37 protein-coding genes are annotated in these 26,489 nt (G+C 33.9%); 32 read left to right on the plus strand and 5 right to left on the minus strand.

What is annotated here, in order from left to right; translation table 11 throughout:
- The first annotated feature begins 5 nt into the window (after positions 1-5).
- The 30 genes from rpsS (at position 6) to ES674_RS06295 (ending at position 18,402) form a co-directional block, all read left to right on the plus strand.
- On the plus strand, positions 6-284 hold the full coding sequence (gene rpsS / locus ES674_RS06150; protein WP_148403087.1) for a 30S ribosomal protein S19: 279 nt from the start codon (positions 6-8) through the stop codon (positions 282-284).
- 6 nt (positions 285-290) lie between these two features.
- Entirely contained in the window at positions 291-698 is a 408-nt protein-coding gene (gene rplV, locus ES674_RS06155) for a 50S ribosomal protein L22 (RefSeq protein ID WP_148403088.1), read from the plus strand.
- A 9-nt stretch (positions 699-707) separates the two neighbouring features.
- Positions 708-1,427, plus strand: coding sequence for a 30S ribosomal protein S3 (gene rpsC, locus ES674_RS06160; RefSeq protein ID WP_148403089.1), 720 nt, complete (start codon positions 708-710; stop codon positions 1,425-1,427).
- Between the two features lie 20 nt (positions 1,428-1,447).
- Positions 1,448-1,867, plus strand: a complete 420-nt coding sequence (gene rplP / locus ES674_RS06165; RefSeq protein ID WP_148403090.1) for a 50S ribosomal protein L16 — start codon at positions 1,448-1,450, stop codon at positions 1,865-1,867.
- A gap of 13 nt (positions 1,868-1,880) precedes the next feature.
- A complete protein-coding gene (gene rpmC, locus ES674_RS06170) occupies positions 1,881-2,072 on the plus strand; it encodes a 50S ribosomal protein L29 (protein ID WP_148403091.1) in 192 nt (63 codons plus the stop codon).
- 12 nt (positions 2,073-2,084) lie between these two features.
- Complete coding sequence (gene rpsQ / locus ES674_RS06175) at positions 2,085-2,342, plus strand: 30S ribosomal protein S17 (protein ID WP_040288031.1); 258 nt, start codon at positions 2,085-2,087, stop codon at positions 2,340-2,342.
- A 2-nt stretch (positions 2,343-2,344) separates the two neighbouring features.
- Positions 2,345-2,713 (plus strand): 50S ribosomal protein L14, encoded by a 369-nt coding sequence (gene rplN / locus ES674_RS06180; RefSeq protein ID WP_148403092.1) that lies wholly within the window; start codon positions 2,345-2,347, stop codon positions 2,711-2,713.
- A gap of 11 nt (positions 2,714-2,724) precedes the next feature.
- Positions 2,725-3,036, plus strand: a complete 312-nt coding sequence (gene rplX / locus ES674_RS06185; RefSeq protein WP_148403093.1) for a 50S ribosomal protein L24 — start codon at positions 2,725-2,727, stop codon at positions 3,034-3,036.
- A gap of 2 nt (positions 3,037-3,038) precedes the next feature.
- Complete coding sequence (rplE, locus tag ES674_RS06190; protein WP_148403094.1) at positions 3,039-3,590, plus strand: 50S ribosomal protein L5; 552 nt, start codon at positions 3,039-3,041, stop codon at positions 3,588-3,590.
- A gap of 3 nt (positions 3,591-3,593) precedes the next feature.
- On the plus strand, positions 3,594-3,863 hold the full coding sequence (rpsN, locus tag ES674_RS06195; RefSeq protein WP_148403095.1) for a 30S ribosomal protein S14: 270 nt from the start codon (positions 3,594-3,596) through the stop codon (positions 3,861-3,863).
- Between the two features lie 71 nt (positions 3,864-3,934).
- Complete coding sequence (gene rpsH / locus ES674_RS06200; protein WP_148403096.1) at positions 3,935-4,333, plus strand: 30S ribosomal protein S8; 399 nt, start codon at positions 3,935-3,937, stop codon at positions 4,331-4,333.
- A gap of 19 nt (positions 4,334-4,352) precedes the next feature.
- A complete protein-coding gene (gene rplF / locus ES674_RS06205; RefSeq protein ID WP_148403097.1) occupies positions 4,353-4,895 on the plus strand; it encodes a 50S ribosomal protein L6 in 543 nt (180 codons plus the stop codon).
- A 10-nt stretch (positions 4,896-4,905) separates the two neighbouring features.
- On the plus strand, positions 4,906-5,262 hold the full coding sequence (gene rplR / locus ES674_RS06210) for a 50S ribosomal protein L18 (RefSeq protein WP_148403098.1): 357 nt from the start codon (positions 4,906-4,908) through the stop codon (positions 5,260-5,262).
- Between the two features lie 6 nt (positions 5,263-5,268).
- Entirely contained in the window at positions 5,269-5,793 is a 525-nt protein-coding gene (rpsE, locus tag ES674_RS06215) for a 30S ribosomal protein S5 (protein WP_148403099.1), read from the plus strand.
- A gap of 5 nt (positions 5,794-5,798) precedes the next feature.
- On the plus strand, positions 5,799-5,984 hold the full coding sequence (gene rpmD, locus ES674_RS06220; RefSeq protein ID WP_148403100.1) for a 50S ribosomal protein L30: 186 nt from the start codon (positions 5,799-5,801) through the stop codon (positions 5,982-5,984).
- Positions 5,985-5,992: 8 nt separating this feature from the next.
- A complete protein-coding gene (rplO, locus tag ES674_RS06225; protein ID WP_148403101.1) occupies positions 5,993-6,445 on the plus strand; it encodes a 50S ribosomal protein L15 in 453 nt (150 codons plus the stop codon).
- Positions 6,446-6,459: 14 nt separating this feature from the next.
- The gene (secY, locus tag ES674_RS06230; protein WP_148403102.1) at positions 6,460-7,806 is read left to right on the plus strand and encodes a preprotein translocase subunit SecY; all 1,347 of its coding nucleotides are present in this window, start codon (positions 6,460-6,462) and stop codon (positions 7,804-7,806) included.
- Between the two features lie 7 nt (positions 7,807-7,813).
- Positions 7,814-8,029 carry a translation initiation factor IF-1 gene (gene infA / locus ES674_RS06235; RefSeq protein WP_008636002.1) on the plus strand — a complete coding sequence of 72 codons (216 nt, stop codon included), beginning with the start codon at positions 7,814-7,816 and terminating at the stop codon, positions 8,027-8,029.
- A 56-nt stretch (positions 8,030-8,085) separates the two neighbouring features.
- Positions 8,086-8,202, plus strand: coding sequence for a type B 50S ribosomal protein L36 (gene ykgO / locus ES674_RS06240; protein WP_013305171.1), 117 nt, complete (start codon positions 8,086-8,088; stop codon positions 8,200-8,202).
- Positions 8,203-8,204: 2 nt separating this feature from the next.
- A complete protein-coding gene (gene rpsM, locus ES674_RS06245; protein WP_148403103.1) occupies positions 8,205-8,579 on the plus strand; it encodes a 30S ribosomal protein S13 in 375 nt (124 codons plus the stop codon).
- Positions 8,580-8,684: 105 nt separating this feature from the next.
- Positions 8,685-9,068, plus strand: a complete 384-nt coding sequence (gene rpsK, locus ES674_RS06250; RefSeq protein WP_148403104.1) for a 30S ribosomal protein S11 — start codon at positions 8,685-8,687, stop codon at positions 9,066-9,068.
- A gap of 177 nt (positions 9,069-9,245) precedes the next feature.
- Positions 9,246-9,851, plus strand: a complete 606-nt coding sequence (gene rpsD, locus ES674_RS06255; RefSeq protein WP_148403105.1) for a 30S ribosomal protein S4 — start codon at positions 9,246-9,248, stop codon at positions 9,849-9,851.
- Positions 9,852-9,943: 92 nt separating this feature from the next.
- Positions 9,944-10,936, plus strand: coding sequence for a DNA-directed RNA polymerase subunit alpha (locus ES674_RS06260; RefSeq protein WP_148403106.1), 993 nt, complete (start codon positions 9,944-9,946; stop codon positions 10,934-10,936).
- 58 nt (positions 10,937-10,994) lie between these two features.
- On the plus strand, positions 10,995-11,471 hold the full coding sequence (gene rplQ, locus ES674_RS06265) for a 50S ribosomal protein L17 (protein ID WP_148403107.1): 477 nt from the start codon (positions 10,995-10,997) through the stop codon (positions 11,469-11,471).
- 88 nt (positions 11,472-11,559) lie between these two features.
- Positions 11,560-12,270 (plus strand): hypothetical protein, encoded by a 711-nt coding sequence (locus ES674_RS06270; RefSeq protein WP_148403108.1) that lies wholly within the window; start codon positions 11,560-11,562, stop codon positions 12,268-12,270.
- 218 nt (positions 12,271-12,488) lie between these two features.
- Positions 12,489-13,229 (plus strand): hypothetical protein, encoded by a 741-nt coding sequence (locus tag ES674_RS06275; protein WP_148403109.1) that lies wholly within the window; start codon positions 12,489-12,491, stop codon positions 13,227-13,229.
- Positions 13,230-13,315: 86 nt separating this feature from the next.
- The gene (carA, locus tag ES674_RS06280) at positions 13,316-14,419 is read left to right on the plus strand and encodes a glutamine-hydrolyzing carbamoyl-phosphate synthase small subunit (protein ID WP_148403110.1); all 1,104 of its coding nucleotides are present in this window, start codon (positions 13,316-13,318) and stop codon (positions 14,417-14,419) included.
- Between the two features lie 158 nt (positions 14,420-14,577).
- Positions 14,578-15,873, plus strand: a complete 1,296-nt coding sequence (gene eno, locus ES674_RS06285; protein WP_148403111.1) for a phosphopyruvate hydratase — start codon at positions 14,578-14,580, stop codon at positions 15,871-15,873.
- Positions 15,874-16,090: 217 nt separating this feature from the next.
- Positions 16,091-17,377: a citrate synthase gene (locus tag ES674_RS06290; RefSeq protein WP_148403112.1), complete on the plus strand. Its 1,287-nt coding sequence runs from the start codon at positions 16,091-16,093 to the stop codon at positions 17,375-17,377.
- 110 nt (positions 17,378-17,487) lie between these two features.
- On the plus strand, positions 17,488-18,402 hold the full coding sequence (locus ES674_RS06295; RefSeq protein ID WP_148403113.1) for a dimethylarginine dimethylaminohydrolase family protein: 915 nt from the start codon (positions 17,488-17,490) through the stop codon (positions 18,400-18,402).
- Here ES674_RS06295 and ES674_RS06300 read toward each other — a convergent pair.
- The 3 genes from ES674_RS06300 to lysS all read right to left on the minus strand — a co-directional run bounded on the left by ES674_RS06300 (position 18,399) and on the right by lysS (position 22,853).
- Entirely contained in the window at positions 18,399-18,923 is a 525-nt protein-coding gene (locus ES674_RS06300) for a YceI family protein (RefSeq protein ID WP_148403114.1), read from the minus strand. The two genes, ES674_RS06295 and ES674_RS06300, sit on opposite strands and share 4 nt — an antisense overlap.
- 86 nt (positions 18,924-19,009) lie before the next feature.
- On the minus strand, positions 19,010-21,073 hold the full coding sequence (locus ES674_RS06305) for a hybrid sensor histidine kinase/response regulator (RefSeq protein WP_148403115.1): 2,064 nt from the start codon (positions 21,071-21,073) through the stop codon (positions 19,010-19,012).
- A gap of 85 nt (positions 21,074-21,158) precedes the next feature.
- Positions 21,159-22,853 (minus strand): lysine--tRNA ligase, encoded by a 1,695-nt coding sequence (gene lysS / locus ES674_RS06310; RefSeq protein WP_148403116.1) that lies wholly within the window; start codon positions 22,851-22,853, stop codon positions 21,159-21,161.
- A 142-nt stretch (positions 22,854-22,995) separates the two neighbouring features.
- Here lysS and ES674_RS06315 point away from each other — a divergent pair, with 142 nt between their 5' ends.
- Together ES674_RS06315 and lipB are read left to right on the plus strand one after the other, a co-directional pair.
- Positions 22,996-23,154, plus strand: a complete 159-nt coding sequence (locus ES674_RS06315) for a YqaE/Pmp3 family membrane protein (RefSeq protein WP_082986016.1) — start codon at positions 22,996-22,998, stop codon at positions 23,152-23,154.
- 80 nt (positions 23,155-23,234) lie between these two features.
- Positions 23,235-23,951, plus strand: a complete 717-nt coding sequence (lipB, locus tag ES674_RS06320; protein WP_148403117.1) for a lipoyl(octanoyl) transferase LipB — start codon at positions 23,235-23,237, stop codon at positions 23,949-23,951.
- A gap of 4 nt (positions 23,952-23,955) precedes the next feature.
- On the opposite strand, the gene ES674_RS06325 is transcribed toward lipB, so the two are convergent.
- Positions 23,956-24,756 carry a tryptophan-rich sensory protein gene (locus tag ES674_RS06325; protein WP_148403118.1) on the minus strand — a complete coding sequence of 267 codons (801 nt, stop codon included), beginning with the start codon at positions 24,754-24,756 and terminating at the stop codon, positions 23,956-23,958.
- Positions 24,757-24,841: 85 nt separating this feature from the next.
- Positions 24,842-26,461: a M1 family metallopeptidase gene (locus ES674_RS06330; protein WP_148403119.1), complete on the minus strand. Its 1,620-nt coding sequence runs from the start codon at positions 26,459-26,461 to the stop codon at positions 24,842-24,844.
- Positions 26,462-26,489: the final 28 nt, after the last annotated feature.

A 26,489-nucleotide genomic window follows, 5' to 3' on the forward strand; every position in this document is an offset into this window, starting at 1 on the left:
AAGTCATGTCAAGATCATTAAAAAAAGGACCTTACGTTCATTATAAATTAGAGAAAAAGGTGGCTGCCAATGTAGAGGGCAACAAAAAAACAGTAATCAAAACGTGGTCTAGAGCCTCTATGATTACTCCAGATTTTGTTGGTCAAACTATAGCAGTACATAACGGACGTCAGTTTGTTCCGGTATATGTAACTGAAAACATGGTAGGACACAAGTTAGGAGAATTTTCACCTACACGATCTTTTAGAGGTCACGCAGGTGCTAAAAATAAAGGTAAAAAGTAGTAAGCTATGGGAAGTCGTAAAAAACAAATGGCAGACGCTATTAAGGAAGCAAAAAAGGAAATCGCTTTTGCTAAACTTAATAACTGTCCTACATCACCGAGAAAAATGCGTTTAGTAGCCGATTTAGTAAGAGGTGAACGCGTAGAGAAGGCGCTTAATATTTTGAAATTTAGCCAAAAAGAAGCATCAAACCGTTTAGAAACTTTGTTAATGTCTGCTATTGCAAACTGGCAAGCTAAAAACGAAGATGCAAGTATTGAAGAAGCTGAATTATTTGTTAAGGAGATCCGTGTGGATGGTGGCTCAATGTTAAAGAGATTGCGTCCAGCACCACAAGGTCGTGCTCACAGAATTAGAAAACGTTCAAACCACGTAACAATAGTGGTTGGAGCTAACAATAACACACAAAGTTAAGATAGAGATATGGGACAAAAAACAAATCCAATCGGAAATCGCTTAGGAATTATCAGAGGATGGGAATCTAACTGGTACGGAGGAAACGATTATGGTGATAAACTAGCCGAAGACGATAAGATCAGAAAGTACGTTCATGCACGTCTATCTAAAGCTAGTGTTTCACGAGTAATTATTGAGCGTACGCTTAAACTTGTAACCGTTACTATCACTACTGCTAGACCAGGTATTATTATCGGGAAAGGTGGCCAAGAGGTAGACAAGTTAAAAGAAGAACTTAAAAAGATTACTGGTAAAGAAGTTCAAATAAATATATTTGAAATCAAAAGACCGGAACTTGATGCCTTTTTAGTTGCATCTAGTGTGGCGCGTCAAATTGAAAATCGTATTTCTTACAGACGTGCGATTAAGATGGCCATTGCTGCAACTATGAGAATGAATGCTGAAGGAATCAAAATTCAGATTAGTGGTCGTTTAAACGGAGCTGAAATGGCACGTAGCGAGCACTACAAAGAAGGGCGTATTCCTTTATCAACCTTTAGAGCCGATATTGACTATGCTTTAGTTGAAGCACATACTACTTATGGTAGATTAGGTGTAAAAGTATGGATCATGAAAGGTGAAGTATATGGAAAAAGAGAGCTTTCTCCGCTTGTTGGATTATCTAAAAAGCAAGGAAAAGGTGGACGTGGTCCAAGTAAAGACAGTAAACCTCGTCGTAGAAAGTAATTTTTTAAAGAAAAGAAAGAATGTTACAGCCTAAAAGAACAAAATTTCGTAAAATGCAAAAAGGACGTATGAAAGGAAATGCCGGAAGAGGGCATTTACTTTCTAGCGGAACCTTCGGTATAAAGTCAATGGAGACAAGTTTCGTTACAGCACGTCAAATAGAAGCTGCACGTATTGCCGCCACACGTTTCATGAAGAGAGAAGGATCTATCTGGATTAAAATTTTTCCAGACAAGCCTATTACAAAGAAACCTCTTGAAGTACGTATGGGTAAAGGTAAAGGTGCCGTAGAATATTGGGTAGCTGTAGTTAAACCAGGCCGGGTACTTTTTGAACTCGGTGGTGTACCACTTGAGGTTGCTAAAGAAGCACTAAGATTGGCAGCACAGAAATTGCCAGTTAAAACTAAATTTATAATTGCTAGAGATTACGAAGCATAATTTATTTGATACTATGAAACAATCAGAAATTAAAGAATTATCTGTAGCCGAGTTACAAGAGAAACTTGGTGAGACAAAGAAGAGCTATTCAGAAATGAAGATGACTCATGCAATTTCGCCTCTAGAAAATCCAATTCAGTTGCGTTCTGCAAGAAGAAACGTGGCGCGAATTGCAACAGAATTAACAAAAAGAGAATTACAATAATTCTGCAGAATGATGGAAACAAGAAATTTAAGAAAAGAACGTATAGGAATTGTTACTAGCAACAAGATGCAGAAGTCTATTGTAGTAGCTGAAGTTAAGAAAGTAAAGCATCCTATGTATGGAAAATTCGTGTTGAAAACAAAGAAATATGTTGCACACGATGAAACGAACGATTGTAACATTGGAGATACTGTAAAGATCATGGAAACACGACCTATGAGTAAATCTAAATGTTGGAGATTAGTTGAAATAATTGAAAGAGCGAAGTAATTATGTTACAGACTGAATCTAGATTAAAAGTAGCTGATAACACCGGCGCGAAAGAGGTTTTAACCATTCGTGTATTAGGTGGTACTAAAAGAAGATACGCTTCTGTAGGAGACAAAATTGTTGTTTCCGTAAAAGATGCAACACCTAATGGAAACATTAAAAAAGGTGCTGTTTCTACTGCAGTAGTAGTACGTACTAAGAAAGAAGTAAGAAGACCAGACGGATCTTATATAAGATTTGATGATAACGCATGTGTTTTATTAAACCCAACGGGTGAAATGAGAGGAACACGTGTATTTGGTCCTGTTGCTAGAGAACTTCGTGATAAACAATTCATGAAAATTGTATCATTGGCACCTGAAGTGCTTTAATGAAAAATAAAATGACAAAGCTTAAAATAAAATCAGGAGATACCGTAAAAGTAAATGCTGGAGATCATAAAGGATCTGAAGGTAAAGTACTAAAGGTATTAACAGATAAGAACAAGGCGATTGTTGAGGGTGTGAACATGGTGAAAAAACATATGAAACCAAGTGCACAAAGTCCTCAAGGTGGAATCGTTGAAAAAGAAGCAGCTATTCATATTTCTAACTTGTCTTTATTAACCGCTAAAGGTGAAGAGACTCGTGTTGGATACAGAATGGAAGGCGACAAAAAAGTGAGATTTTCTAAAAAATCAAATGAAGTAATATAGTTATGGCATATACACCGAGACTTAAAGAAGAGTATAGAGGCAGAGTAATTGCAGCTCTTAAAGACGAATTTGGTTATAAAAATGTTATGCAAGTACCTAAACTTACAAAGATAGTTTTATCTAAAGGTGTAGGTGCAGCAGTTGCAGACAAAAAGTTAATTGACCACGCAGTGGAAGAATTAACAACTATAACAGGACAACGTGCAATAGCAACAATTTCTAAAAAGGATGTTGCTTCATTTAAATTACGTAAAGGAATGCCAATTGGCGCTAAAGTTACTTTACGTGGTGAAAATATGTACGAATTTTTAGATCGATTAATTACATCAGCATTACCACGTGTTAGAGATTTCGGTGGTATTAAAGCAACCGGTTTTGACGGTAGAGGTAATTACAATTTAGGAATTACAGAACAAATTATCTTTCCAGAAATTGACATTGATAAAGTGAACAAAATTTCAGGAATGGATATAACATTTGTTACGAATGCAGAAACTGATAAAGAAGCAAAATCACTATTAACCGAATTAGGATTACCTTTTCAAAAAAATTAAGATATGGCTAAAGAATCAATGAAAGCCCGTGAGGTTAAGAGAGAAAAAACAGTAGCGAAATATGCTGAAAAACGTAAAGCTTTAAAAGAAGCAGGCGATTACGAAGCATTACAAAAGTTACCTAAAGATGCCTCACCTGTACGTTTGCACAACCGTTGTAAATTAACAGGAAGACCTAAAGGTTATATGAGAACATTTGGTTTGTCTCGTGTAATGTTTAGAGAAATGGCTAACCAAGGTTTAATACCTGGTGTTAGAAAAGCAAGTTGGTAAAAAATATTAATTGGTTTCAGGTTTAGTCCGGAATAGTCGGGATTGAAAACCGTTACCGTAAATTTATAATTATGAATACAGATCCAATCGCGGATTATTTAACAAGAATTAGAAACGCAGTGCGTGCTAACCACAGAGTGGTAGAGATTCCAGCATCTAATTTAAAGAAAGAAATCACTAAAATATTATTCGATCAAGGATATATTTTAAGTTACAAATTTGAAGATTCAGCTGTACAAGGAACTATTAAAATAGCGCTTAAATACAATAAGGATACTAAAGAATCTGTAATTAAAAAGATTCAGCGTATAAGTAAACCTGGTTTACGTAAGTACTCAAACTCAAAAGAACTTCCAAGAATTCTTAACGGTCTTGGTATTGCAATCGTTTCTACATCTCATGGTGTAATGACAGGCAAACAAGCTGAAAGAGATAATGTTGGTGGCGAAGTACTTTGTTACGTTTACTAATTAAAAAAGACTATAAAGCATGTCAAGAATAGGTAATAGCCCAGTAGTAATTCCAGAAGGAGTTACAGTTGAAATCAACGATAAGTTGGTTACGGTTAAAGGAAAATTAGGTGAATTAACACAAGAATTTTCTGACGTAGCAATTAAAGTTGAAGAAGGAAATGTTATAGTTGAACGTTTTTCTGATAAGAAAGACGAAAAAGCAAAGCATGGTCTTTATAGATCACTTATCAATAATATGATTGAAGGTGTATCTAAAGGATGGACAAAAAATTTAGAGTTAGTTGGTGTTGGATATAGAGCAAGTAATCAAGGACAAAAACTTGATTTAGCTTTAGGTTTTTCTCACAATATTGTTTTACACATTGCTCCAGAAGTACAGGTTGAAACAGTATCAGATAAAGGTAAAAACCCAATAATCAAGTTAACATCTCATGATAAACAACTTGTTGGTCAAGTAGCTGCCAAAATTCGCGGCTTTAGACCACCTGAACCTTATAAAGGAAAAGGTGTGAAGTTTGTGGGCGAGGAATTAAGAAGAAAAGCAGGTAAATCAGCTTAATAAGATAGTTATGGCATTAACAAAGTACGAGAGAAGAATAAGAATAAAAAGCAGAGTTCGTAAAATAGTTTCTGGAACAGAAGCTAGACCAAGATTATCTGTTTTTAGAAGCAATAAAGAAATTTATGCACAAGTTGTAGATGACGTTTCTGGTAAAACTATCAGCGCAGCATCTTCAAGAGATAAGGACATTAGTTCTGCAAAAGGTACAAAATCAGAAATTGCTACAATGGTAGGAAAATCTGTTGCTGAAAAAGCCCTTAAAGCAGGTGTAAATACAATCTCTTTTGATAGAGGTGGCTATTTATACCACGGGAGAGTTAAATCATTAGCAGATGGTGCTAGAGAAGCAGGACTTAAATTTTAAGAAATTATGTATCATAAATACAAAAGCGCAGAGCTAGTAAAACCAAGTGGATTAGATCTTAAAGATCGTTTAGTTGGTGTACAGAGAGTTACAAAAGTAACTAAAGGTGGTAGAGCATTCGGATTTTCAGCAATTGTTGTTGTTGGAAATGAAGCAGGTGTTGTTGGTCAAGGTTTAGGTAAATCTAAAGATGTGGCTAGTGCAATTGCTAAAGCAATAGAAGATGCTAAGAAAAATTTAGTTCGTATTCCTATTATTAAAGGAACTTTACCACATGAACAAAAAGGTAAATACGGTGGAGCAAGAGTAAACATTATTCCTGCAGCTCCTGGTACAGGAGTTATTGCCGGTGGAGCTGTGAGAACAGTTTTGGAAGCAGTAGGAGTTCATGATGTTTTATCAAAATCTCAAGGTTCATCTAACCCACATAACGTTGTTAAAGCAACTTTTGATGCTTTATTGCAATTAAGAGACGCTAAAACAATTGCTAATGATAGAGGTATTTCTCTTGAAAAAGTATTTAAAGGATAAGAACGATGGCAAAGATAAAAGTAACAAAAGTTAAAAGCGCAATCAATCGTACCCTAAGACAAAAAAGAACTTTAGAAGCTCTTGGTCTTAGAAAAATTGGTCAAGTTGTAGAGCATGAAGCCAGCCCAAACATCCTTGGTATGGTAGCTAAAGTTTCACATTTAGTTTCTGTTGAAGATTCTAAACAATAATACTGAAAATGGATTTAAGTAATTTAAAACCTGCAGAAGGTTCAGTTAAAAGTCAAGGAAAAAGAATAGGTAGAGGACAAGGTTCTGGAAAAGGTGGTACTGCAACTCGTGGTCACAAAGGAGCAAAGTCTCGTTCTGGTTATTCTAAGAAAGTAGGTTTTGAAGGTGGGCAAATGCCTCTTCAAAGACGTGTTCCTAAATTTGGCTTTACGAATGTCAATCGTATAGAGCATCAAGGTGTTAATCTTGATACGCTTCAAAAATTGGTAGACGAAAAGAAAATAAATGATGTCGTTGATTTTGAATCTTTAATGAGTTTAGGTCTTATTAACAAGAATGATCTTGTTAAAATTATGGGTCGTGGCGAATTAAAGTCAAAATTAAAAGTATCTGCACATAAGTTTACCGCTTCAGCAAAAGCTGCTATTGAGGCTGCAGGAGGTGAAGTAGTAACGTTATAATCTAGTTTAAGCGCATGAAATTTATAGAGACATTAAAAAATGTTTGGAAAATAGAAGAATTAAGAAACAGAATTATTGTTACATTAAGTTTGTTATTGGTTTATCGTTTTGGTGCCCAGGTTGTATTACCGGGTATTGATGCGGCGCAATTAGAAGGTTTACAAGGTAGTACTGAAGACGGATTATTAGGTTTATTAAATGCTTTTACAGGAGGTGCGTTTGCAAATGCTTCTGTTTTTGCATTGGGTATCATGCCATATATCTCGGCTTCTATTGTAGTTCAGTTAATGGGAATTGCGATTCCTTATTTACAAAAACTTCAGAAAGAAGGTGCTAGTGGACAAAAGAAAATTAATCAAATTACGCGATGGTTAACCATTGCTATTTGTTTAGTTCAAGCTCCAGGTTATTTAGCAAGTTTACCAGCTTTAGGAATTCCACCATCGGCATTCTTATTAGGTCAAGGTGGTTTGTTTTATTTCTCATCTATCGTCATTTTAGTAACAGGCTGTATCTTCGCGATGTGGTTAGGTGAAAAAATTACTGATAAAGGTATCGGTAATGGTATTTCACTATTAATTATGGTGGGTATTATTGCTACATTACCTAAAAACTTCTTATTAAACGCATCTTCTAGATTAGAGTCAAACAGTGTTATGCTAATTCTTTTTGAATTGGTAATCTGGCTGCTAATTATTTTAGCTTCTATCATGCTGGTCATGGGAGTTCGGAAAATTGCAGTGCAATACGCAAGAAGAACTGCTTCTGGTGGTTATGAGAAAAACGTCTTTGGATCTAGACAGTATATTCCATTAAAGCTTAATGCTTCTGGTGTAATGCCTATTATCTTTGCTCAAGCTATTATGTTTGTACCAAGTTTAATTGGTGGATCATCATTTCTTAAGGATACGGCTTCTGGCCAATGGATGGCTACAAATTTTACTGACATTTTTGGTTTCTGGTATAATTTAGTATTTGCATTATTGATTATTGTTTTTACATATTTCTATACGGCAATTACAGTACCTACCAATAAAATGGCAGATGATTTAAAACGTAGCGGTGGTTTTATTCCAGGCATTCGTCCAGGAACAGAAACATCTGAATATTTAGATAAAATTATGTCTCAAATAACCTTACCAGGTTCTATGTTTTTAGCACTTATTGCTGTGTTCCCGGCGATTATCGTTAAACTTATGAATGTACAATCTGGATGGGCATTGTTTTTCGGAGGAACTTCACTTTTAATTATGGTTGGAGTTGCAATTGATACAATGCAACAAGTAAATTCTTACTTGTTAAACAGACATTATGATGGCCTGATGAAAACCGGTAAAAATAGAAAAGCAGTAGCTCAATAATTATACTATGGCAAAACAATCAGCAATAGAACAAGACGGAACAATTATTGAGGCATTATCAAATGCTATGTTTCGTGTTGAACTAGAAAACGGTCACATTGTGACAGCCCATATTTCCGGTAAAATGCGTATGCATTACATTAAGTTGTTACCAGGTGATAAGGTGAAATTAGAAATGAGTCCTTACGATTTAACTAAGGCTCGAATAACTTATAGATACTAAAAAGATAAATCCGTAAGGTTTATCTAAACAGTTTTAAACTAATAATAAAGGAACAGATGAAAGTTAGAGCATCAGTTAAAAAAAGAAGTGCAGACTGTAAAATCGTCCGCAGAAAAGGCAGACTTTACGTCATTAACAAAAAGAATCCTAGATTCAAACAAAGACAAGGATAATTATGGCAAGAATTGCAGGTGTAGACATACCAAAAAACAAAAGAGGAGTTATCTCGCTTACTTATATCTATGGAATAGGTAGAAGTAGAGCAAAAGACATTTTAGCAGTTGCTAAAGTTGACGAAAGCGCAAAAGTTCAAGATTGGACAGATGACGAAATTGGAAACATTCGTGAAGCTGTTGGATCATTTACTATTGAAGGTGAATTACGTTCTGAAACACAATTAAACATTAAGCGATTAATGGATATTGGATGTTACAGAGGTATACGTCATAGATCCGGACTTCCATTACGTGGACAACGTACGAAGAACAACTCTAGAACTAGAAAAGGTAGAAGAAAAACTGTTGCTAACAAAAAAATGGCAACTAAATAATTAATAGACATTAGTCATTAGAGTTTAGCCGTTAGATGAATCTGTTTGAAATAGCAATGTTTAGGATTCTAACACTAAAAACTAACAACTAGAAACTATAACAATATGGCAAAGTCAAGTACAAAAAAACGTAAAGTAATAGTAGACGCTGTTGGAGAAGCTCATATAGCTGCTTCTTTTAACAACATCATTGTTTCTCTTACCAACAAAAAAGGTGACGTAATTTCATGGTCATCAGCTGGTAAAATGGGATTCAGAGGGTCTAAAAAAAACACACCTTATGCTGCTCAATTAGCTGCTGAAGATGCTGCTGCGGTAGCACAAGAAGCTGGATTGAAAAAAGTAAAAGTGTATGTTAAAGGTCCAGGAAATGGTAGAGAATCTGCTATTCGTTCTATTCATAATGCAGGTATTGAAGTAACAGAAATTATTGATGTTACGCCTTTACCACATAATGGATGTCGTCCTCCTAAAAGAAGACGTGTATAATTTATATATATTTTAATAATTGACATCAACATTATTTATATAGTTGATGTCAATATTATTATGTAAATTTGCAAACTGAAAAAAATAATTAATAACAAGTATCAACGAGAGATTAACGGTTATCGAAGGATAAGATTAAGACCTTAATTCATAATCACTCTCATAACACAATTTAAAATGGCAAGATATACTGGTCCTAAAACTAAAATAGCTCGTAAATTTGGCGAAGCTATCTTCGGAGAAGATAAATCTTTTGAAAAAAGAAACTATCCTCCAGGTCAACATGGTGCAAACAAGCGTCGTGGAAAGAAATCTGAATATGCAATCCAATTAATGGAGAAGCAAAAAGCTAAATATACTTACGGTATTTTAGAAAAACAATTCAGAAACATGTTTAAAAAAGCAACTGCTGCTCCTGGAATTACGGGTACAGTATTGTTACAATATTGTGAGTCACGTTTAGATAACGTTGTTTTCAGAATGGGAATTTCTCCTTCAAGAAGCGGTGCTAGACAATTAGTTTCTCACAGACATATTACTGTTAACGGTGAAATAGTAAACATTCCATCTTACCAACTTAAAGCTGGTGATGTTGTTGCTGTTAGAGAAAAATCTAAATCACTTGGAGCTATTACTAACTCTTTAGCTAATTCAAGCACTGTTTACGAATGGATTACTTGGAACAATTCTACATCAGAAGGTACTTATGTATCTATTCCTGCTAGACTTCAAATTCCAGAAAACATCAACGAGCAATTTATCGTTGAACTTTATTCTAAATAATAATTAACATATTGGTATTTAGCCAAAGGATTTATAAGTTTTCTTCATGCTTTTAAATCGCGCAACTAAATAACAATTAAAACGAAGAAAATATGGCAGTATTTAATTTCCAAAAACCTGATAAAGTAATCATGATTGATTCTACTGATTTCGAAGGAAAATTCGAATTCAGACCTTTAGAACCTGGTTATGGATTAACAGTAGGAAATGCATTGAGAAGAGTTTTATTATCTTCTTTGGAAGGATTTGCAGTTACATCAGTTAGAATAGAAGGAGTAGACCACGAATTCTCAACAATTGCTGGTGTGGTTGAAGACGTAACAGAAATTATTTTAAACTTAAAACAAGTTCGTTTTAAGCGCCAAATAGAAGATGTAGATAACGAATCTGTTTCTATTTCTATTTCTGGTCAAGATCAAATCACAGCTGGCGATTTCCAAAAGTTTATTTCAGGATTCCAAGTATTAAATTCAGAATTAGTAATCTGTAATTTAGATCCGAAAGTAAATATCAATATGGAAATTACCATAGAAAAAGGTAGAGGTTATGTTCCTGCAGAGGAAAACAAAAAAGCATCTGCACCAATGGGTACTATCTTTACGGATTCTATTTACACACCAATAAAAAATGTTAAATATAGCATTGAAAATTTCCGTGTAGAGCAAAAAACAGATTACGAAAAATTAATTTTCGAAATCATTACAGATGGTTCAATTAGCCCTCAAGATGCGTTAACGGAAGCTGCTAAAACACTTATTCACCACTTCATGTTATTCTCTGATGAGCGTATTACATTAGAAGCTGATGAAATTGCACAAACAGAAACTTATGATGAAGAATCGCTTCACATGAGACAATTATTGAAAACCAAATTGGTTGATATGGACTTGTCAGTTCGTGCATTAAACTGTTTGAAAGCTGCAGAAGTTGATACATTAGGTGACTTGGTATCATTCAACAAAAACGATTTAATGAAGTTCCGTAACTTTGGTAAAAAATCTTTAACAGAGCTTGAAGAGCTTGTAAATGTTAAAGGTCTTAACTTCGGAATGGACTTATCAAAATACAAATTAGATAAAGATTAATTAATCATATTTTGCTCCTCGATGTCGAGTTTAGTAGCAAGATGATAAAACAAATGTCATGAGACACGGAAAAAAAATAAACCATTTAAGTAGAAAAACTGCTCATAGAAAGTCAATGTTAGCTAATATGGCTTGTTCATTAATTGAACACAAGCGTATTAACACAACAGTTGCTAAAGCAAAAGCTTTAAAGCAATTTGTTGAGCCAATGATTACTAAATCAAAAGAAGATACGACTCACAACAGACGTATTGTTATGGCTAGATTGAGACAAACGGATGCAGTTACTGAACTATTTAGAGATGTTGCACCAAAAATTGGTGATCGTCCAGGAGGTTACACACGTATTATCAAATTAGGTAATCGTTTGGGTGATAACGCTGATATGGCTATGATAGAATTAGTTGATTATAACGAAATCTACAACGCTGATAAAGCAAGCAAGAAAACAACGCGTAGAAGCAGAAGAAGCGGTTCTAAACCAGCTGCTGCACCTGCTGCAGAAACCAAAACTTCAAACGAAGAAGAGGAATAAACGTTAAATTTTGTTAACGAATTGTATAAATAGGGTAAATTTTTAAAATTTACCCTATTTTTGTTTTCAGTAATTTTAAAAAAACAATATGAAAAACGCTTTTATTTTAGCAGTACTAACACTATCAGTATGGACTTCCTTTGCGCAAGGCAGTAGTGGTGGCCTATCAAATCTACAAGGAACACAAAGTAATTCATTGGGTCAATCCATGGATGCTTTAAATTCAAGAGGTAGTTGGTTACCAGTAGAAAACAGATATTCCGTAGATGGAACGCCTTTAGCTTTTGAACTTGGTGGCAATAAACTAGTTTTAGTAGCTAATGATGGTACTAATTACAATATTCCAAACGGTAACTATAACGCACAAATTGATCAGTTTGTATCGGTAATTAGTCAAGATTCTATTTATGTTATGAATGCATTATCAATTGATTATGCACTTATGAATAATAAAAAAATGAAACGTTTTAGCGGTGAAAAAGAACGCGCTCGTTTTTATGAAGTTTTAGCATCTAACAAAGATGTTTATATTCTTAAAAAAAGACAATCCAAAATTAAACCAGGCGGTGTTAATAAAATGACGCAGGCTCGTACATCTAACGATCGTTATTATATGGTTGAAGATTTGTATATCAAAAATGGTGATGAATTAGAAGGTCTTAAGTTAAAGAAGAAACTGATTTCTAAATTATTTTCTGATAAAGAAACTGAAATTAAGAAATACATAAAGGAAAATGACTTAAATATTAAAGATGAAAATGATTTCTTAAAAATATTTAATTACTATTCGACTTTATAAATCCATTTTACTTTTAAATAAAAGGGATAGACATTTATGTTTATCCCTTTTTTTATACTGGATAACTACTATTTCAAGCGTGCTTCCTAAATTCTTAAAGATATTTTATTAAATAACGAAATTATTTTTTTCATAGATATAATACAGCAGTTAAGATTTTGTTTGCTCATGTAAATAATTTTAATTACTTTAAGTTGCAGAACGATAAATACTTACACATGAAAACGAATTATATACTTTTTACATTCCTTGCATCTTCTATGTTTGGGTTCTCTCAAATATCAGAAAACACCTATTATGTTCCACAAGCAATTGAATTGATGCCCAATCAGGTGCTTGCTGCTCAAGATTATTTCGGTTCATCGTCTTATATTACGGATGCTTTAAATCCACTCAATAACAATTCAAAAATGGGTGAACCCGTTGATGGTTCTCCGCTAGGTTTTGAGGGCAAAGATAATACGTTAATAATTCATGCAAAAAATGATAAGTATTACAAGTTCCAGGAAGGTAATTATAATGGTCTCAATGATAAATTGGTTATAGAATTAGAAAATGGTTTATTTTATGAATTCAATGATTCTGATATTGACTTCGCTATGATAAATAATACGAAAGCTTTAAAACTTAAGGATAAAAATAATGAGATGAAATACTTTTTTGTTCTTGATCAGAATGAGGAATTTACCATTTTAAAGCGAATTAAAGCCAAAATTATTAAGGGCTCTATTAGTAAAATGACTAAAGAAAAAATGGAAAACGATAGATATTTTGTTTATCAAGATTTTTATTTACTCCAAAATGATAAATTAGAAGAAATAAAACTTAACAATAAAACGTTCAGAGTCCTTTTTAAGGACAACGATAAAAAAATGAAAAATTTTATTAAAGATAATAACCTTTCTATAAAAAATGAAGCTGATTTTTTAAAAATGCTTCGTTATAACAAAACACTTTAAGGTAAAAGAAATTAATTGTCTTAAAAGAGGGTAAACATTTTAGTTTATCCTTTTTTTTATGCAATTTTGCCAAACATTTTGAACGAATGAAATATAACAAACGAGAAAAAGCCATAGTTCTTTTAGCAGACGGAACTATCTTCCACGGCAAATCAATTGGTAAAAAAGGAACCGCTTTTGGCGAAGTGTGTTTCAATACAGGAGCAACGGGTTATCAAGAAATTTTTACGGATCCTTCCTATTTTGGACAACTAATGGTTGCTACCAATGCACATATTGGTAATTACGGAACGCATGAAGATGAAACTGAATCGGACTCTGTTAAGATAGCTGGTCTAATCTGTAAAAATTTTAGTTTTAGTTATTCTAGACCGTCAGCAGAAGGTAGTTTAGAACAGTTTTTTGAAAAACAGAATGTGCTGGCTATTTCAGATGTGGATACACGTGCGCTTGTAAGCTATATTAGAGATCATGGTGCCATGAATGCGCTTATATCAACCGATGTTGATAACATAGCCGAATTAAAAAAACAACTTGCAGACGTGCCTAATATGGCTGGTTTGGAATTAGCTTCTAAAGTGTCTACCAAAGAATCTTATTTTTATGGTGATGAAAATGCCACTTATAAAGTAGCAGCTTTGGATATTGGAATTAAAAAGAACATATTAAAGAATTTAGCCAAACGCGATGTTTACGTAAAGGTGTTTCCTTACAATGCGAAGTTTGAAGATTTGGAGGCTTTTAAACCAGATGGATATTTTTTATCCAATGGGCCTGGCGATCCGGAGCCATTAGTAGAAGCTCAAACTTTAGCTAAAGAAATTATTTCGCGTAATTTACCCTTATTTGGTATTTGCTTAGGGCATCAAGTTATTGCACTTGCAAATGGTATTTCAACCTATAAGATGCATAATGGCCATCGGGGTATAAATCATCCTGTAAAAAATTTAATTACTACAAAAGGTGAAATTACATCACAAAATCATGGTTTCGCTATTAATAGAGAGGAAACAGAAAAGCACACAGATATTGAAATTACCCATGTTCACTTAAATGATAACACGGTTGCGGGGATTAAGATGAAAAGTAAAAATTGTTTTTCAGTACAATATCATCCGGAAGCTAGTCCTGGTCCACATGATGCCACCTATCTTTTTGATCAATTTATTGAAAATATAAAAAACGCATAAACATAAAAATCACAAGAGCCTCAAAGATATTTAAATGTCTCTGGGGTTTTTTCATTTTGAGAACCTTCTCGCAAAACTTTTACATAAAATTAGCAGATTGAATTTACCGTCATTTTAAGATTTCGTAAATTGACATTGCTAAACTTAAAACCAAAATTATGAGCATTATAATAAATATTTTCGCCAGACAAATTTTTGATTCACGTGGTAATCCTACCATAGAAGTAGATGTGACTACTGAAAATGGCTTTTTAGGACGCGCCGCCGTACCATCAGGTGCTTCTACAGGTGAACATGAGGCGGTAGAATTACGCGATGGCGGTAAAGCATTTATGGGTAAAGGTGTAACCAAAGCCGTTAAAAATGTGAATACTATTATTGCTCAAGAATTATTAGGAACATCTATATTTGAACAGAACACAATAGATCAAATATTAATTGAATTGGATGGAACAGCAAATAAATCCAATTTAGGAGCGAATGCTATTTTAGGGGTTTCCCTTGCGGCGGCTAAAGCGGCTGCAAATGAGTTAGGTTTACCATTATACCGTTATATTGGAGGCGTTTCCGCCAACACGCTTCCGGTGCCAATGATGAATATTATTAATGGCGGTTCTCATAGTGATGCGCCCATTGCGTTTCAAGAGTTTATGATTATGCCTGTTAAAGCGAAAAACTTTAGCCATGCCATGCAAATGGGAACCGAGATTTTTCATCATTTAAAAGCAGTTTTACATGATCGTGGCTTAAGCACATCCGTTGGTGATGAAGGCGGATTTGCACCTAATTTAGAAGGCGGAACGGAAGATGCTATAGATACTATTAAGAAAGCAGTGGACAACGCAGGTTACAAACTTGGTGATGATGTTATGATTGCTTTAGACTGTGCTGCTGCCGAGTTTTATGTAGATGGTAAATACAATTATAAGAAATTTGAAGGTGATTCAGGTAAAGTAAGAACGAGCAAAGAACAAGCAAATTATATTGCTGAATTGTGCAATAAATATCCAATAATCTCCGTGGAAGATGGAATGGATGAAAACGATTGGGATGGTTGGAAATATTTAACCGAACTAATTGGGGATAAAGTGCAAATAGTTGGAGATGATCTTTTTGTTACCAATGTGGAGCGTTTATCAAAAGGTTTTGAGACCAAAACAGCCAATTCTATATTAATAAAAGTAAATCAAATAGGAACCTTAACGGAAACGATTGCTGCTGTAAATATGGCTCAAAATGCGGGTTATACAACTGTTATGTCACATCGATCAGGAGAAACAGAAGATAATACCATTGCTGATTTAGCTGTGGCTTTAAATTGCGGACAAATTAAAACAGGTTCGGCATCCCGAAGTGACCGTATGGCTAAATACAACCAACTACTGCGTATTGAAGAGGAATTAGGGGATGTAGCTTATTACCCTAGAATGAAAGCATTTAAAGTAAAACAGTAATTCGCTTTCGTTTTCGTTCAGAATTAAGCCCTAATTTTTGAGAGTAAAATTTCAATAGCGATTACTAGCAGCCTAGTAATCGCTATTTTTTTTGTATCAATTTTACCAATGTCTTTATTGATAAAAGCTTGTTAATTCACTTTAAAAATAGGTAGATATTTTGTATTTTCGTAAACCTATAAGAATTCAAACAACATTATAATAATTATATAGATATATGGCAAACACAGCTACTTTAGAAATTAATGGCGAAAAGTACGAATTTCCTTTAGTTAAAGGAACAGAAAATGAAATTGGAATCGATATTAAAGATTTAAGAAGTACTACCAACGGTGTCGTAACTATTGATCCAGGCTATAAAAACACAGGTTCTTGTGAAAGTGCTATTACGTTTTTAGATGGTGAAAAAGGCATTTTGAGATACCGCGGTTATTCTATTGAAGAGCTGGCTGAAAAAGCCGATTTTCTAGAAGTTGCTTACTTGTTAATTTTTGGAGAGTTGCCAACGCAAGATCAATTAGACAAGTTTCATAAAGACATAAAAGAACAATCTGTTGTTGATGAAGATTTAAGAAAAATTGTTGACGCATTTCCAAAGTCTGCACATCCAATGGGTGTTTTGGCTTCTTTAACGAGTGCTTTAACTGCTTTTAATCCGTCTTCTGTCAATGTGAAATCAGAGGAAGATATGTACAAAGCTATCGTAAAAATACTAGGGAAATTTCCAGTATTAGTGGCTTGGACTTTCAGAAAAAAGAATGGTTTACCATTAGATTACGGTGATAAAAATTTAGGTTATGTAGAAAACATTCTGAAAATGATGTTTAAGCAACCTAATGAAGACTATAAATTCAATCCCATTGTAGTTAATGCTTTGGATAAATTATTAATACTTCATGCGGATCATGAGCAAAATTGTTCTACTTCTACGGTACGAATAGCAGGGTCATCTCATGTTGGATTATTTGCTTCACTTTCTGCAGGAATTTCTGCACTTTGGGGACCACTTCACGGTGGTGCAAACCAAGCCGTTTTAGAAATGCTTGAAGCCATTAATGAAGATGGTGGTGATACGGCTAAATACATGTCTAAAGCTAAAGATAGAGAAGATCCTTTCAGATTAATGGGCTTTGGACACCGAGTTTATAAGAATTTTGATCCTAGAGCTAAAATTATTAAAAAGGCTGCAGATGAAATTTTAAATGATTTGGGTGTTGATGATCCTATTTTAAATATCGCCAAAGCTTTAGAAAACGAAGCTTTAGAAGATGCTTACTTTGTAGATAGAAAATTATATCCAAATGTGGATTTCTACTCTGGTATAATTTACAGAGCCATGGGTATCCCAACAGATATGTTTACGGTAATGTTTGCATTAGGTCGTTTACCAGGTTGGATTTCCCAATGGCGTGAAATGCGTTTAAACAATGAGCCAATTGGTCGTCCAAGACAAATTTATGTTGGTGAAACTTTAAGATCTTTCAAAGCTATCGAAAAACGTTAGTGTTTTTCAAAATATATAAAAGCTTCATTCTTAATTAATGGAGCTTTTTTTTATATCAAAAATTTATTGAAATTCTCATTCCAAAATTAATTTATTAGGTTTACAAAATTATGATAAAACTTAACGTACATAATGAAACATCAAGATTGCGTGCTGTAGTATTAGGCACCGCAATAAGCAATGGACCAACACCAAAGGAACATGAAGCTTATGACCCGAAATCGTTGGAGCATATAAAAGCGGGAACCTATCCGCTAGAAGCTGATATGGTTAAAGAAATGCAGGCTGTTGAAGACATCTTTAAAAAATATGATGTTAAAATTTACAGACCTGAATTAATTAAAGATTGCAATCAGATTTTCACGCGTGACATTGCATTTGTCATCGATGATGTTTTTATTAAAGCGAATATTCTTCCTAATCGTGAAGAAGAACTGGAAGCAGTTCAATATATAATAGATCAAATTGATCCTAAAAAAGTGGTGCGTCCTCCAGAAAAGGCGCATATTGAAGGTGGCGATGTCATGCTTTATAATGATCATATTTTCATTGGAACTTATAAAGGGAGCGATTATAAAAATTATATCACTGCCAGAACTAATATGGAAGGCGTGCAATACATCAAAGATTTATTCCCAAATAAGACGGTTAAGGAATTCGATTTGATAAAATCTAAAATTGAACCGCGTGATAACGCCTTGCATTTAGATTGTTGTTTCCAACCGGTTGGTAAAAACTTGGGTATTATTTACAAAAGTGGCTTCCGTGAAGAGAGTGATTATATGTATTTAGTAGATTTAATTGGAAAAGATAATCTGTTTCATATTACACGAGATGAAATGTATAATATGAATAGTAACATATTTTCAATTTCTGAAGATGTGGTTATTTCCGAGAAAAACTTCACACGTTTAAATGCGTGGTTGAGAAGCAATGACATTACGGTTGAAGAAGTTCCTTACGCCGAAATTGCCAAGCAAGAAGGTTTGTTGCGTTGCAGCACCATGCCTTTACTTCGTGATTAATTAATGATACAGGTGATGATTACGGAAGCTGTTTCTCCAACGCGCCAAGACCCATAATCATCACCTATATTGTAATCGAAACGATTAATTTCTATTTCGCCTTTAAAAACATTATTCTTATAGGAAAAAGGAATTATAACTGTTTTCGTAACGCCATGAATGGTTAAATTTCCGGTAGTACTAAATCCATCCTTTAATTTAGAAACCGAATCCGATTTATAGCAAATACTTGGGTAGTTTTCAATAGCGAAAAAATCATCACTTCGCAAATGTGTATCTCGTTTATTGTTTTCCGTATTAATGGTTTTCGCATTAATACAAATATCAAAACAGGCATTTTCAACTGCAGCTTCTTCAAAATTAAATGTGCCTTGCATTTCTGTAAATGTGCCGTTCACATTAAAAATACCACCTGCCTTTATATTAAAATCTACCACAGATTTTTCACTATTAATAGTCTGCGAAAAAGTAAAAGTGGAAAGCGTCAAAAAGCAAATAACACTAAAAAGGTGATTTTTCATTTCAAGTGATTTTTTAAGAATTCATTAAACTAAAAATACGTTTTTTGCGGCAGATCAAAAATGTCTTAAAGGCTTTTATATTGATTTTAAGTAAAATAGGTTAAAATAAGCTTGTATAGACGTTCTTTAGTGAAAGGCTTGGTTAGGTAATTAGTCATTCCGCTATCCAATGCTTTTTGAATGGCTGTGGAAGTAACATTAGCAGATAGTCCAATAATAATTATTTTATCATCTTCTTCCCTAATGATTGAGGTGGCTTCATAACCATCCATTTGTGGCATATGAACGTCCATAAGTATCAATTGATAATCTTCAGTGCGGAATTTATCTATAGCCATTTGTCCATTAGAAACGGCGTCAACTTGAATATCAATATCTTGAAGTAGTTTTTTAAGCACGATAACATTAATCGTATTATCATCTACGACCAGTACTTTTAAGTGCGGCAGCTTCAAATTATCAAAAGTTTCATTAATTTGAAGCATATTTTGGTCACTAATGTTTAGCATAGCATTAAAAGTGAATGAACTTCCAGATTCTGGCTTGCTTATAACTGTAATTGAGCCGTCTAATAGTTCGGCAAAATCTTTACTGATAGATAAACCCAAACCACTACCTTCATGCTGTTTTTTTAAACTGCTTTCTATCTGTGTGAATCGGTTAAAAATAGATTTCAATTTATTTTTGGAAATACCAATTCCCGAATCTTTTATGATGATGCTTATTTTTAATTTCTCGGCTATGCGTTCTTCCTTATATTCAACTTCAACACCTCCATCTATAGTGAATTTTAAAGCATTTTTTAATAAGTTTGTAATGATTTGTGAATATTTACTCATGTCACTTTTTACATTCAAACCCGCTGGTTCTACTAAATTTAAATTAAGTGTAAGACCTTTTTCTTTAAAATGATATGCATAGGTTTCAATGAGTTCTTGCAATTTTTTAGATGGACAAAACAGGTGTTCTTCTAAACTGATAGCGCCTGATTCAATTTTGTGAATTTCTAATATATCATTAACAATTGTTAATAGGTTGTTAGATGATTTATCCATTAAATTGACATACTCCTTGTCTTTTTCTTCAAGCTTACTTCCTTTTAAAACCTGAATAAAACCTAAAATAGCATGTAAAGGTGTGCGTATTTCATGACTCATATTAGATAGAAAATCTGTTTTGGCTATGGATGCTTCTTCAGCTTTCTGCTTTTGTATATTTAAACTCGTATTTACATTGGCTAGTTTTCGGTTTATATTTAAAACGCGTGAGGTTGCATTTAATGCTTTTAAATAGAAGTAAATAAGCATACTAATTAAAAATGATAATGTAATACCGAAAATTAAGGTGTAATTAATGAAGGTTCGTTTATTCGTTAGAAACAACAAATCATTAGTAGGATAGATTTTTAAATGCCAGAAATGCTTTTCTAAATAATCAATGGTGAGTTGTTTAGTAAAGATGAAACTTGAATCGGTTACCGCTTTTTTATCTTCATTATATTCGAAAATTAAAGTTCCCTTATCATCTCTTAATTCAACACAGTAATCGCGCAGTCTTGCCGCGAATTTATTGAAATTGGAAGTGAAATCCATTCCAGCAGTAACAGTTCCCTGAAATTTATTGTCGTAATAGGTAGGAACATCAATAAGTAAAGCATTTCCACCTTGAGTCAATTTTATCCAAGGTGTGATATTTATGGAACTATCCAAAGTATGAGCAATCCATTCTTCATTTCGGTAATTTAAATTTGATATGTCAAGATTTAAGATATCTTCGTTGCCTTTGGTCGGATTCACTTTTCGGACCACCATAGACGTATCTATCCATTCCACAAATTTAATGGAATTGGATTGCTCTAGTAACATGTTCACGTCTTGATCCCAAAATTTTTGATGGTTCCCTTCCGTAAATTGTATCCTATTTTTAAGATTTTCTATTTGGATGATTTCCTTTCGTACAGAGCTAATAAATTCCTGTGTCGTTATTTCCCCCGCTTGTTGAATTTGACTTTTAACCCAAACCTGATAATCCAAGACGGATTTATCCCAAAGCGTAAAAACTAATGCTGTAATAGAAATAAAAGCCAATATCGGAAGCATAAAGGTTTTCTGGACAACCGTTTTATAAATTCGAGATACTAGGGATTTCATATTGAGGATATAGTGTTTATAAATGTATCACCTTATTTTAAAATAAAAAAGAACTGCTTGTGAAAACAGTTCTTTTTAAATATACTTAAGAAATTTGGACAAATAATCCGTCGTCTACTTTTTCAACGCTAGCCATTTTATTTTTGGTTAAGTCTTTAATGGCTTTGTCCCATTTTTTATTACTTAAACCAGACGTTTCTTTCAAATCATTTAATTCCATTCGCTCTGATTTTTTCAAAATTTCCAAAATAGATTTAGCATCATCGCTTAAAGCGACTTGTTTTTTCTCGGGTCTCATTTGTGGGAAAAATAGAACTTCTTGAATGGATTGGTTATTGGTTAAAAACATAATCAATCGGTCCATGCCAATTCCCATACCTGATGTTGGAGGCATGCCGTATTCTAAAGCGCGTAAAAAGTCATAATCAATGAATTCGGTGGCTTCGTCATCACCCTTTGCGGCTAGTTTTAATTGGTGTTCAAAACGTTCGCGCTGATCTATTGGGTCATTTAATTCGGAATAGGCATTGGCTATTTCTTTACCGCAAACCATAAGCTCAAAACGTTCGGTTAATTCTGGATTGTCCCGGTGCTCTTTACAAAGAGGACTCATCTCCTTTGGATAATCCGTTATAAAAGTTGGTTGTATATAGTTTCCTTCACATTTTTCACCAAAAATTTCATCAATCAGTTTGCCTTTACCCATGGTTTTATCAACAGAAATTCCCATGCCTTTTGCAGCATCAAAAATTTCACTTTCTGTTTTTCCTGTAATATCAAAACCTGTAAAGTGTTCTATAGATTCCGCCATGGTAACACGTGCATAAGGCGCTTTAAAATCAATATTGTGTTTGCCAAAAGTCGCTTTAGAAGTTCCATTTACCGCAATAGCACAATGTTCTAATAATTTCTCACAGAAATCCATCATCCAATTATAATCCTTGTAAGAAACGTAGATTTCCATAGCCGTAAACTCTGGATTATGGGTTCTGTCCATACCTTCATTACGGAAGTTTTTTGAAAATTCATAAACACCATCAAATCCACCAACAATTAATCGCTTTAAATACAATTCGTTGGCAATACGCATGTATAAAGGCATATCTAAACTATTGTGGTGTGTTATAAATGGTTTAGCGGCCGCACCTCCTGGAATGGGTTGCAAAATTGGGGTTTCTACTTCCATATAACCAGCGCTATCAAAAAAGTTACGCATGGCTGTATATAATTTGGTTCGTTTTACAAACACCTCTTTCACCTGCGGATTAACAACTAAATCAACATAGCGTTGTCTGTAACGTTGCTCTGGATCTGTAAAGGCATCATGGACTTTTCCATCCACATCTTCACGTGGCTGTGGTAATGGTTTTAACGCTTTACTTAAAAGTGTGAAATTTTTAACCATAACGGTTTTTTCACCAACTTGAGTTGTGAAAAGTTCACCTTCAATACCAATAAAATCACCAATATCTAATAGTTTTTTATAGACGGTATTATAATGTGTTTTATCGTCGCCCGTGCAAATTTCATCACGATTAAAATATAATTGAATACGGCCAGCACTATCTTGTAACTCGGCAAAACTAGCATTTCCTTGAATACGTCGTGTCATTAAACGTCCAGCAATAACCACCTTTTTGCCTTCAATAAAACTATCTTTTACCTGTTTAGAAGTCTCTTCTACAGGATATAAATCTGCTGGATATGGGTTAATTCCTAATTCACGTAATTTGGCTAGCTTCTCTCTTCTTACGATTTCTACCTCTGATAACTGCGACATATGTATAAATTGAATGTTTTTATAAGCCTACAAAGATAATTACTATTACTTAGCATTTCAATATATTGTAATGAAAATCAACTGTAACGTTTGGGTACTTTTGTAGTCCTATAGATACATCAATCATTAAATCAAATTTATTATGAGTTTTTGGCGTGTTTTGCTATCTATTTTATGTCCTCCTTTAGCTGTTTTGGATAAAGGCTGCGGTTCTATTTTAATCGTTTTTATACTATGGATTTGCGGTTGGGTTCCTGGCGTAATTGCTGCTTTGGTTATCTTGAATAATCCAAAAAATTAGTTTAAAGTCGAAATATTCTATGTGCAGTTTCTCTATTTACACTTAAAGTTTCATAAGAAATTATCGTAATTTTGCCATCTATGAATAAGCAAATTACACTACAAGAATTAGGACTCCGCGATTACCAAGAAATTTGGGACTATCAGGAAACACTTTTCAAGCGTATTGTAGATACGAAAATCAAGAATAGACGGGAAGATGCCAATTTAGAAACCGCTAATTATTTCTTATTAGTGGAACATCCACACGTTTATACTTTGGGTAAAAGTGGTGATTTGTCTAACCTTTTAATTTCCGAAAAGCAACTAGAAGAAAAAGGCGCCAAATTTTATAAAGTAAATCGGGGTGGTGATATTACCTATCACGGGCCTGGTCAAGTGGTTGGTTATCCTATATTGGATTTAGAAAATTTCTTTACGGATATTCATAAATACCTGCGTTTTTTGGAAGAAATGATTATTCTTACTTTAGATGAATACGGACTTAAAACAGAACGTAGTCCCGGTGAAACAGGCGTTTGGTTAGATGTTGGAACGCCATTTGCGAGAAAAATTTGTGCTATGGGTGTTCGCGCTAGTCGTTGGGTAACCATGCATGGTTTTGCGTTAAACGTGAATGCGGATTTGGGTTATTTTGATCATATGATTCCCTGCGGTATTAAAGGAAAAGCAGTGACCTCTTTAAACGTAGAATTAGGTAAAAAAGTGATAGACGAAGATGAACTCAAAGCCAAGCTTTTGAAACATTTTTCAGCACTTTTTGAATCGACATTTACATTGGAATCAACCACGATTTAATAGCTTATTTACCTTCATGACGCTCCATATATTTCTTAAAAGGATTGGTAGCCCGATTTTTAAATCCATGAATTCCAGAACTAATTATTAGTATTGCCGCTGCAATAGCTGCGGTTGCATAAATCGTTTCCTGTTTCGTTTGGTTTCTAATTGCGATGGCAATTAATGCCCAAGCGCCAACCAAGGCAAATTCGCGCATATTCCGGGTCCAAGTTATAACCAAGTTAATAATAGTGGCAATACCAATCATTATAAGTGTCCATGAAACTGGTGATAAACCAAAACCATCCCAATTAATTTTAACCAAATAGGAGGATACGTTAGCAATACTAGCAACGGCTACCCAACCACTATAAAACACAAACGGCCACCACAAGAAAGCAATAGTTGAAAGTGGTGCGTCCCAAAGCTCCATGGCATTGGCATAAACAATTTTAAGAAGTGAAAACAGCAATAGGAAAATAAAAACGCATGATAATCCTGTATATCCATACAACCATGCAAATACCCAGGCGCTATTGGCAAGGCAAGAAATGACAAACCACCAACCGGTTTTTAGAATAAAATCGTCGTTTCTTACTTTAACAAATAAACTGCGACCTTGATAAATAATAAACCCAAGAAGTAATAAATAAATGAATCCCCAAATAGAAAAAGCATAACCTGCAGGTGTAAAAAGGGAATTCAATTCTTTTGAAACTTCTCCAATGGTGGCATTATTTATTTTACCGGTATTCGATAAATAGTTGATAATAATGGTAGATACTAAAGCCACACCATTACTTATTTGAAGCGTTTTTTTCATAATTCTTTAATCTTTTACTAAATTTTAAAAATCAATATTTATTACTGTTTCGCATTAATTCATTCACTGAAATTATGTTTCATTTTTATTTAAAATCAATATCCGTTATATAATTTTTACTGGCATCTAAAATAGGAGGTGTTTTACTCGAAATAGAAACAGGCTTGTTTTTTTCTAGTAAAACTTCAACAATCCCTGAATTCGTTGTTACTTTCACGGGTAACGGAATAGGCGCGTTGGAAGATAGAATGGTATAATTTCCATTTCTTCCTTTTTTAACTTGCACATTTAAAGTGTTGGTGGTACGTAAATAGAAATCGAAAAAAGGTTTTAAGTTTTTCCCTGAGCGCATGCTGAATAGTTGCTCCACATCATCCGTTGTTACTGTATTGTCATAGGTGTATTTTGGATTGGTAGCTAGTTCTTTAAGTGTTTTGAAAAAGACATCATCTCCAATTACGGTTTTCAAGGAATGCATAAAAAAGGCGCCTTTTGTATAAATATCTCCGGTATAAATTGCGGCTTCCGTTTCATGATCGCGCAAAACGAGAGCTTGCTTATTTTTAATACTTTTTTTAAATTTTGCTATAATACTATCATAAGCTTTTTCGCCTCCAATTTCTTTAAATAAAAAAGACTCGGTATACGTGTCAATGCCTTCTTGAATCCACATATGCGTCCAATCACTATTGGTGACTTTATTAGCAAACCATTCATGGCCAAATTCATGATATAAATTAGGTGAGTACGGTTGGCCATAGACTTGTTGAAAATCAAATGGATCGCCAAAAGTAACCATCGTTTGGTGTTCCATTCCAGGGTTTGGCACATGTGCAATGCCTATTTTTTCATTAACCCAAGGATATTCACCTAAATACTTTTCTAAAACTCGGGCATCGCGTTCTCGAATATCTAACACTTTATTAGCGTGTTCTTTGTCTTCTTCCAAAATATAAAACTCCATAGGAACTTCATTATTATCTATAGTGGTATACATGCGTTTTTCTACATGGTATTTGGCCACATTAAAAACCACACAGTAATTGCTGATGGTGTAATTTGTTTTCCAATGAAACTGGGTTTTGTTATTTGGTAGGGAAGTTTTACTTTGTAATAGTCCAAAACTGGCCACTTTTAAACCTGTAGGAACGGATATAAATAAATCGACACCTTCATTGGGTTCATCACTTGGGTGATCTTTACAAGGGAAATATATTTTTCCACCTTCACCTTGGCAATTAATAGCAATCCAAGGATTACCACTTTTATCTTGTGTCCATGTAAATCCACCATCCCAAGGTGGCTTAATAGCAACAGGTGGTTTGCCTCCGTAATCTATTTTTACTAGTTGTTTTCCGGCTTGGAAGGAATTTTTGTTTACAATGTATAAATAGTCTTTTTTCTGAAAGAACGCTGTTGTTTCACCATTCACAGAAACACTATTTACTTTCAGAAAATGTATTAAATCCAACAGTAGAGAATCGCTTGGTTTTTCAAGAAGCATCGTAACTTCTGTAAAACCATTAATCGACTCATTTTCAATATCCACATCTAAATTAATAGTGTAATGTCTAATATCCATATTAGCTTGTATAGGATGAATTTCGCCACCAGAAGTCATATAACTAATGTCCCGATCTTGGGCTGAAAGGTTTAGGGAAAATAAAAGAAGGAGAAGGGATAGTACTATTTTTGAAAGTTTCATGATGAAAATATTTGAATTAAAGTTCGAC

The sequence above is a fragment of the Bizionia myxarmorum genome (assembly GCF_008086205.1).
GTDB lineage: Bacteria > Bacteroidota > Bacteroidia > Flavobacteriales > Flavobacteriaceae > Algorimicrobium > Algorimicrobium myxarmorum.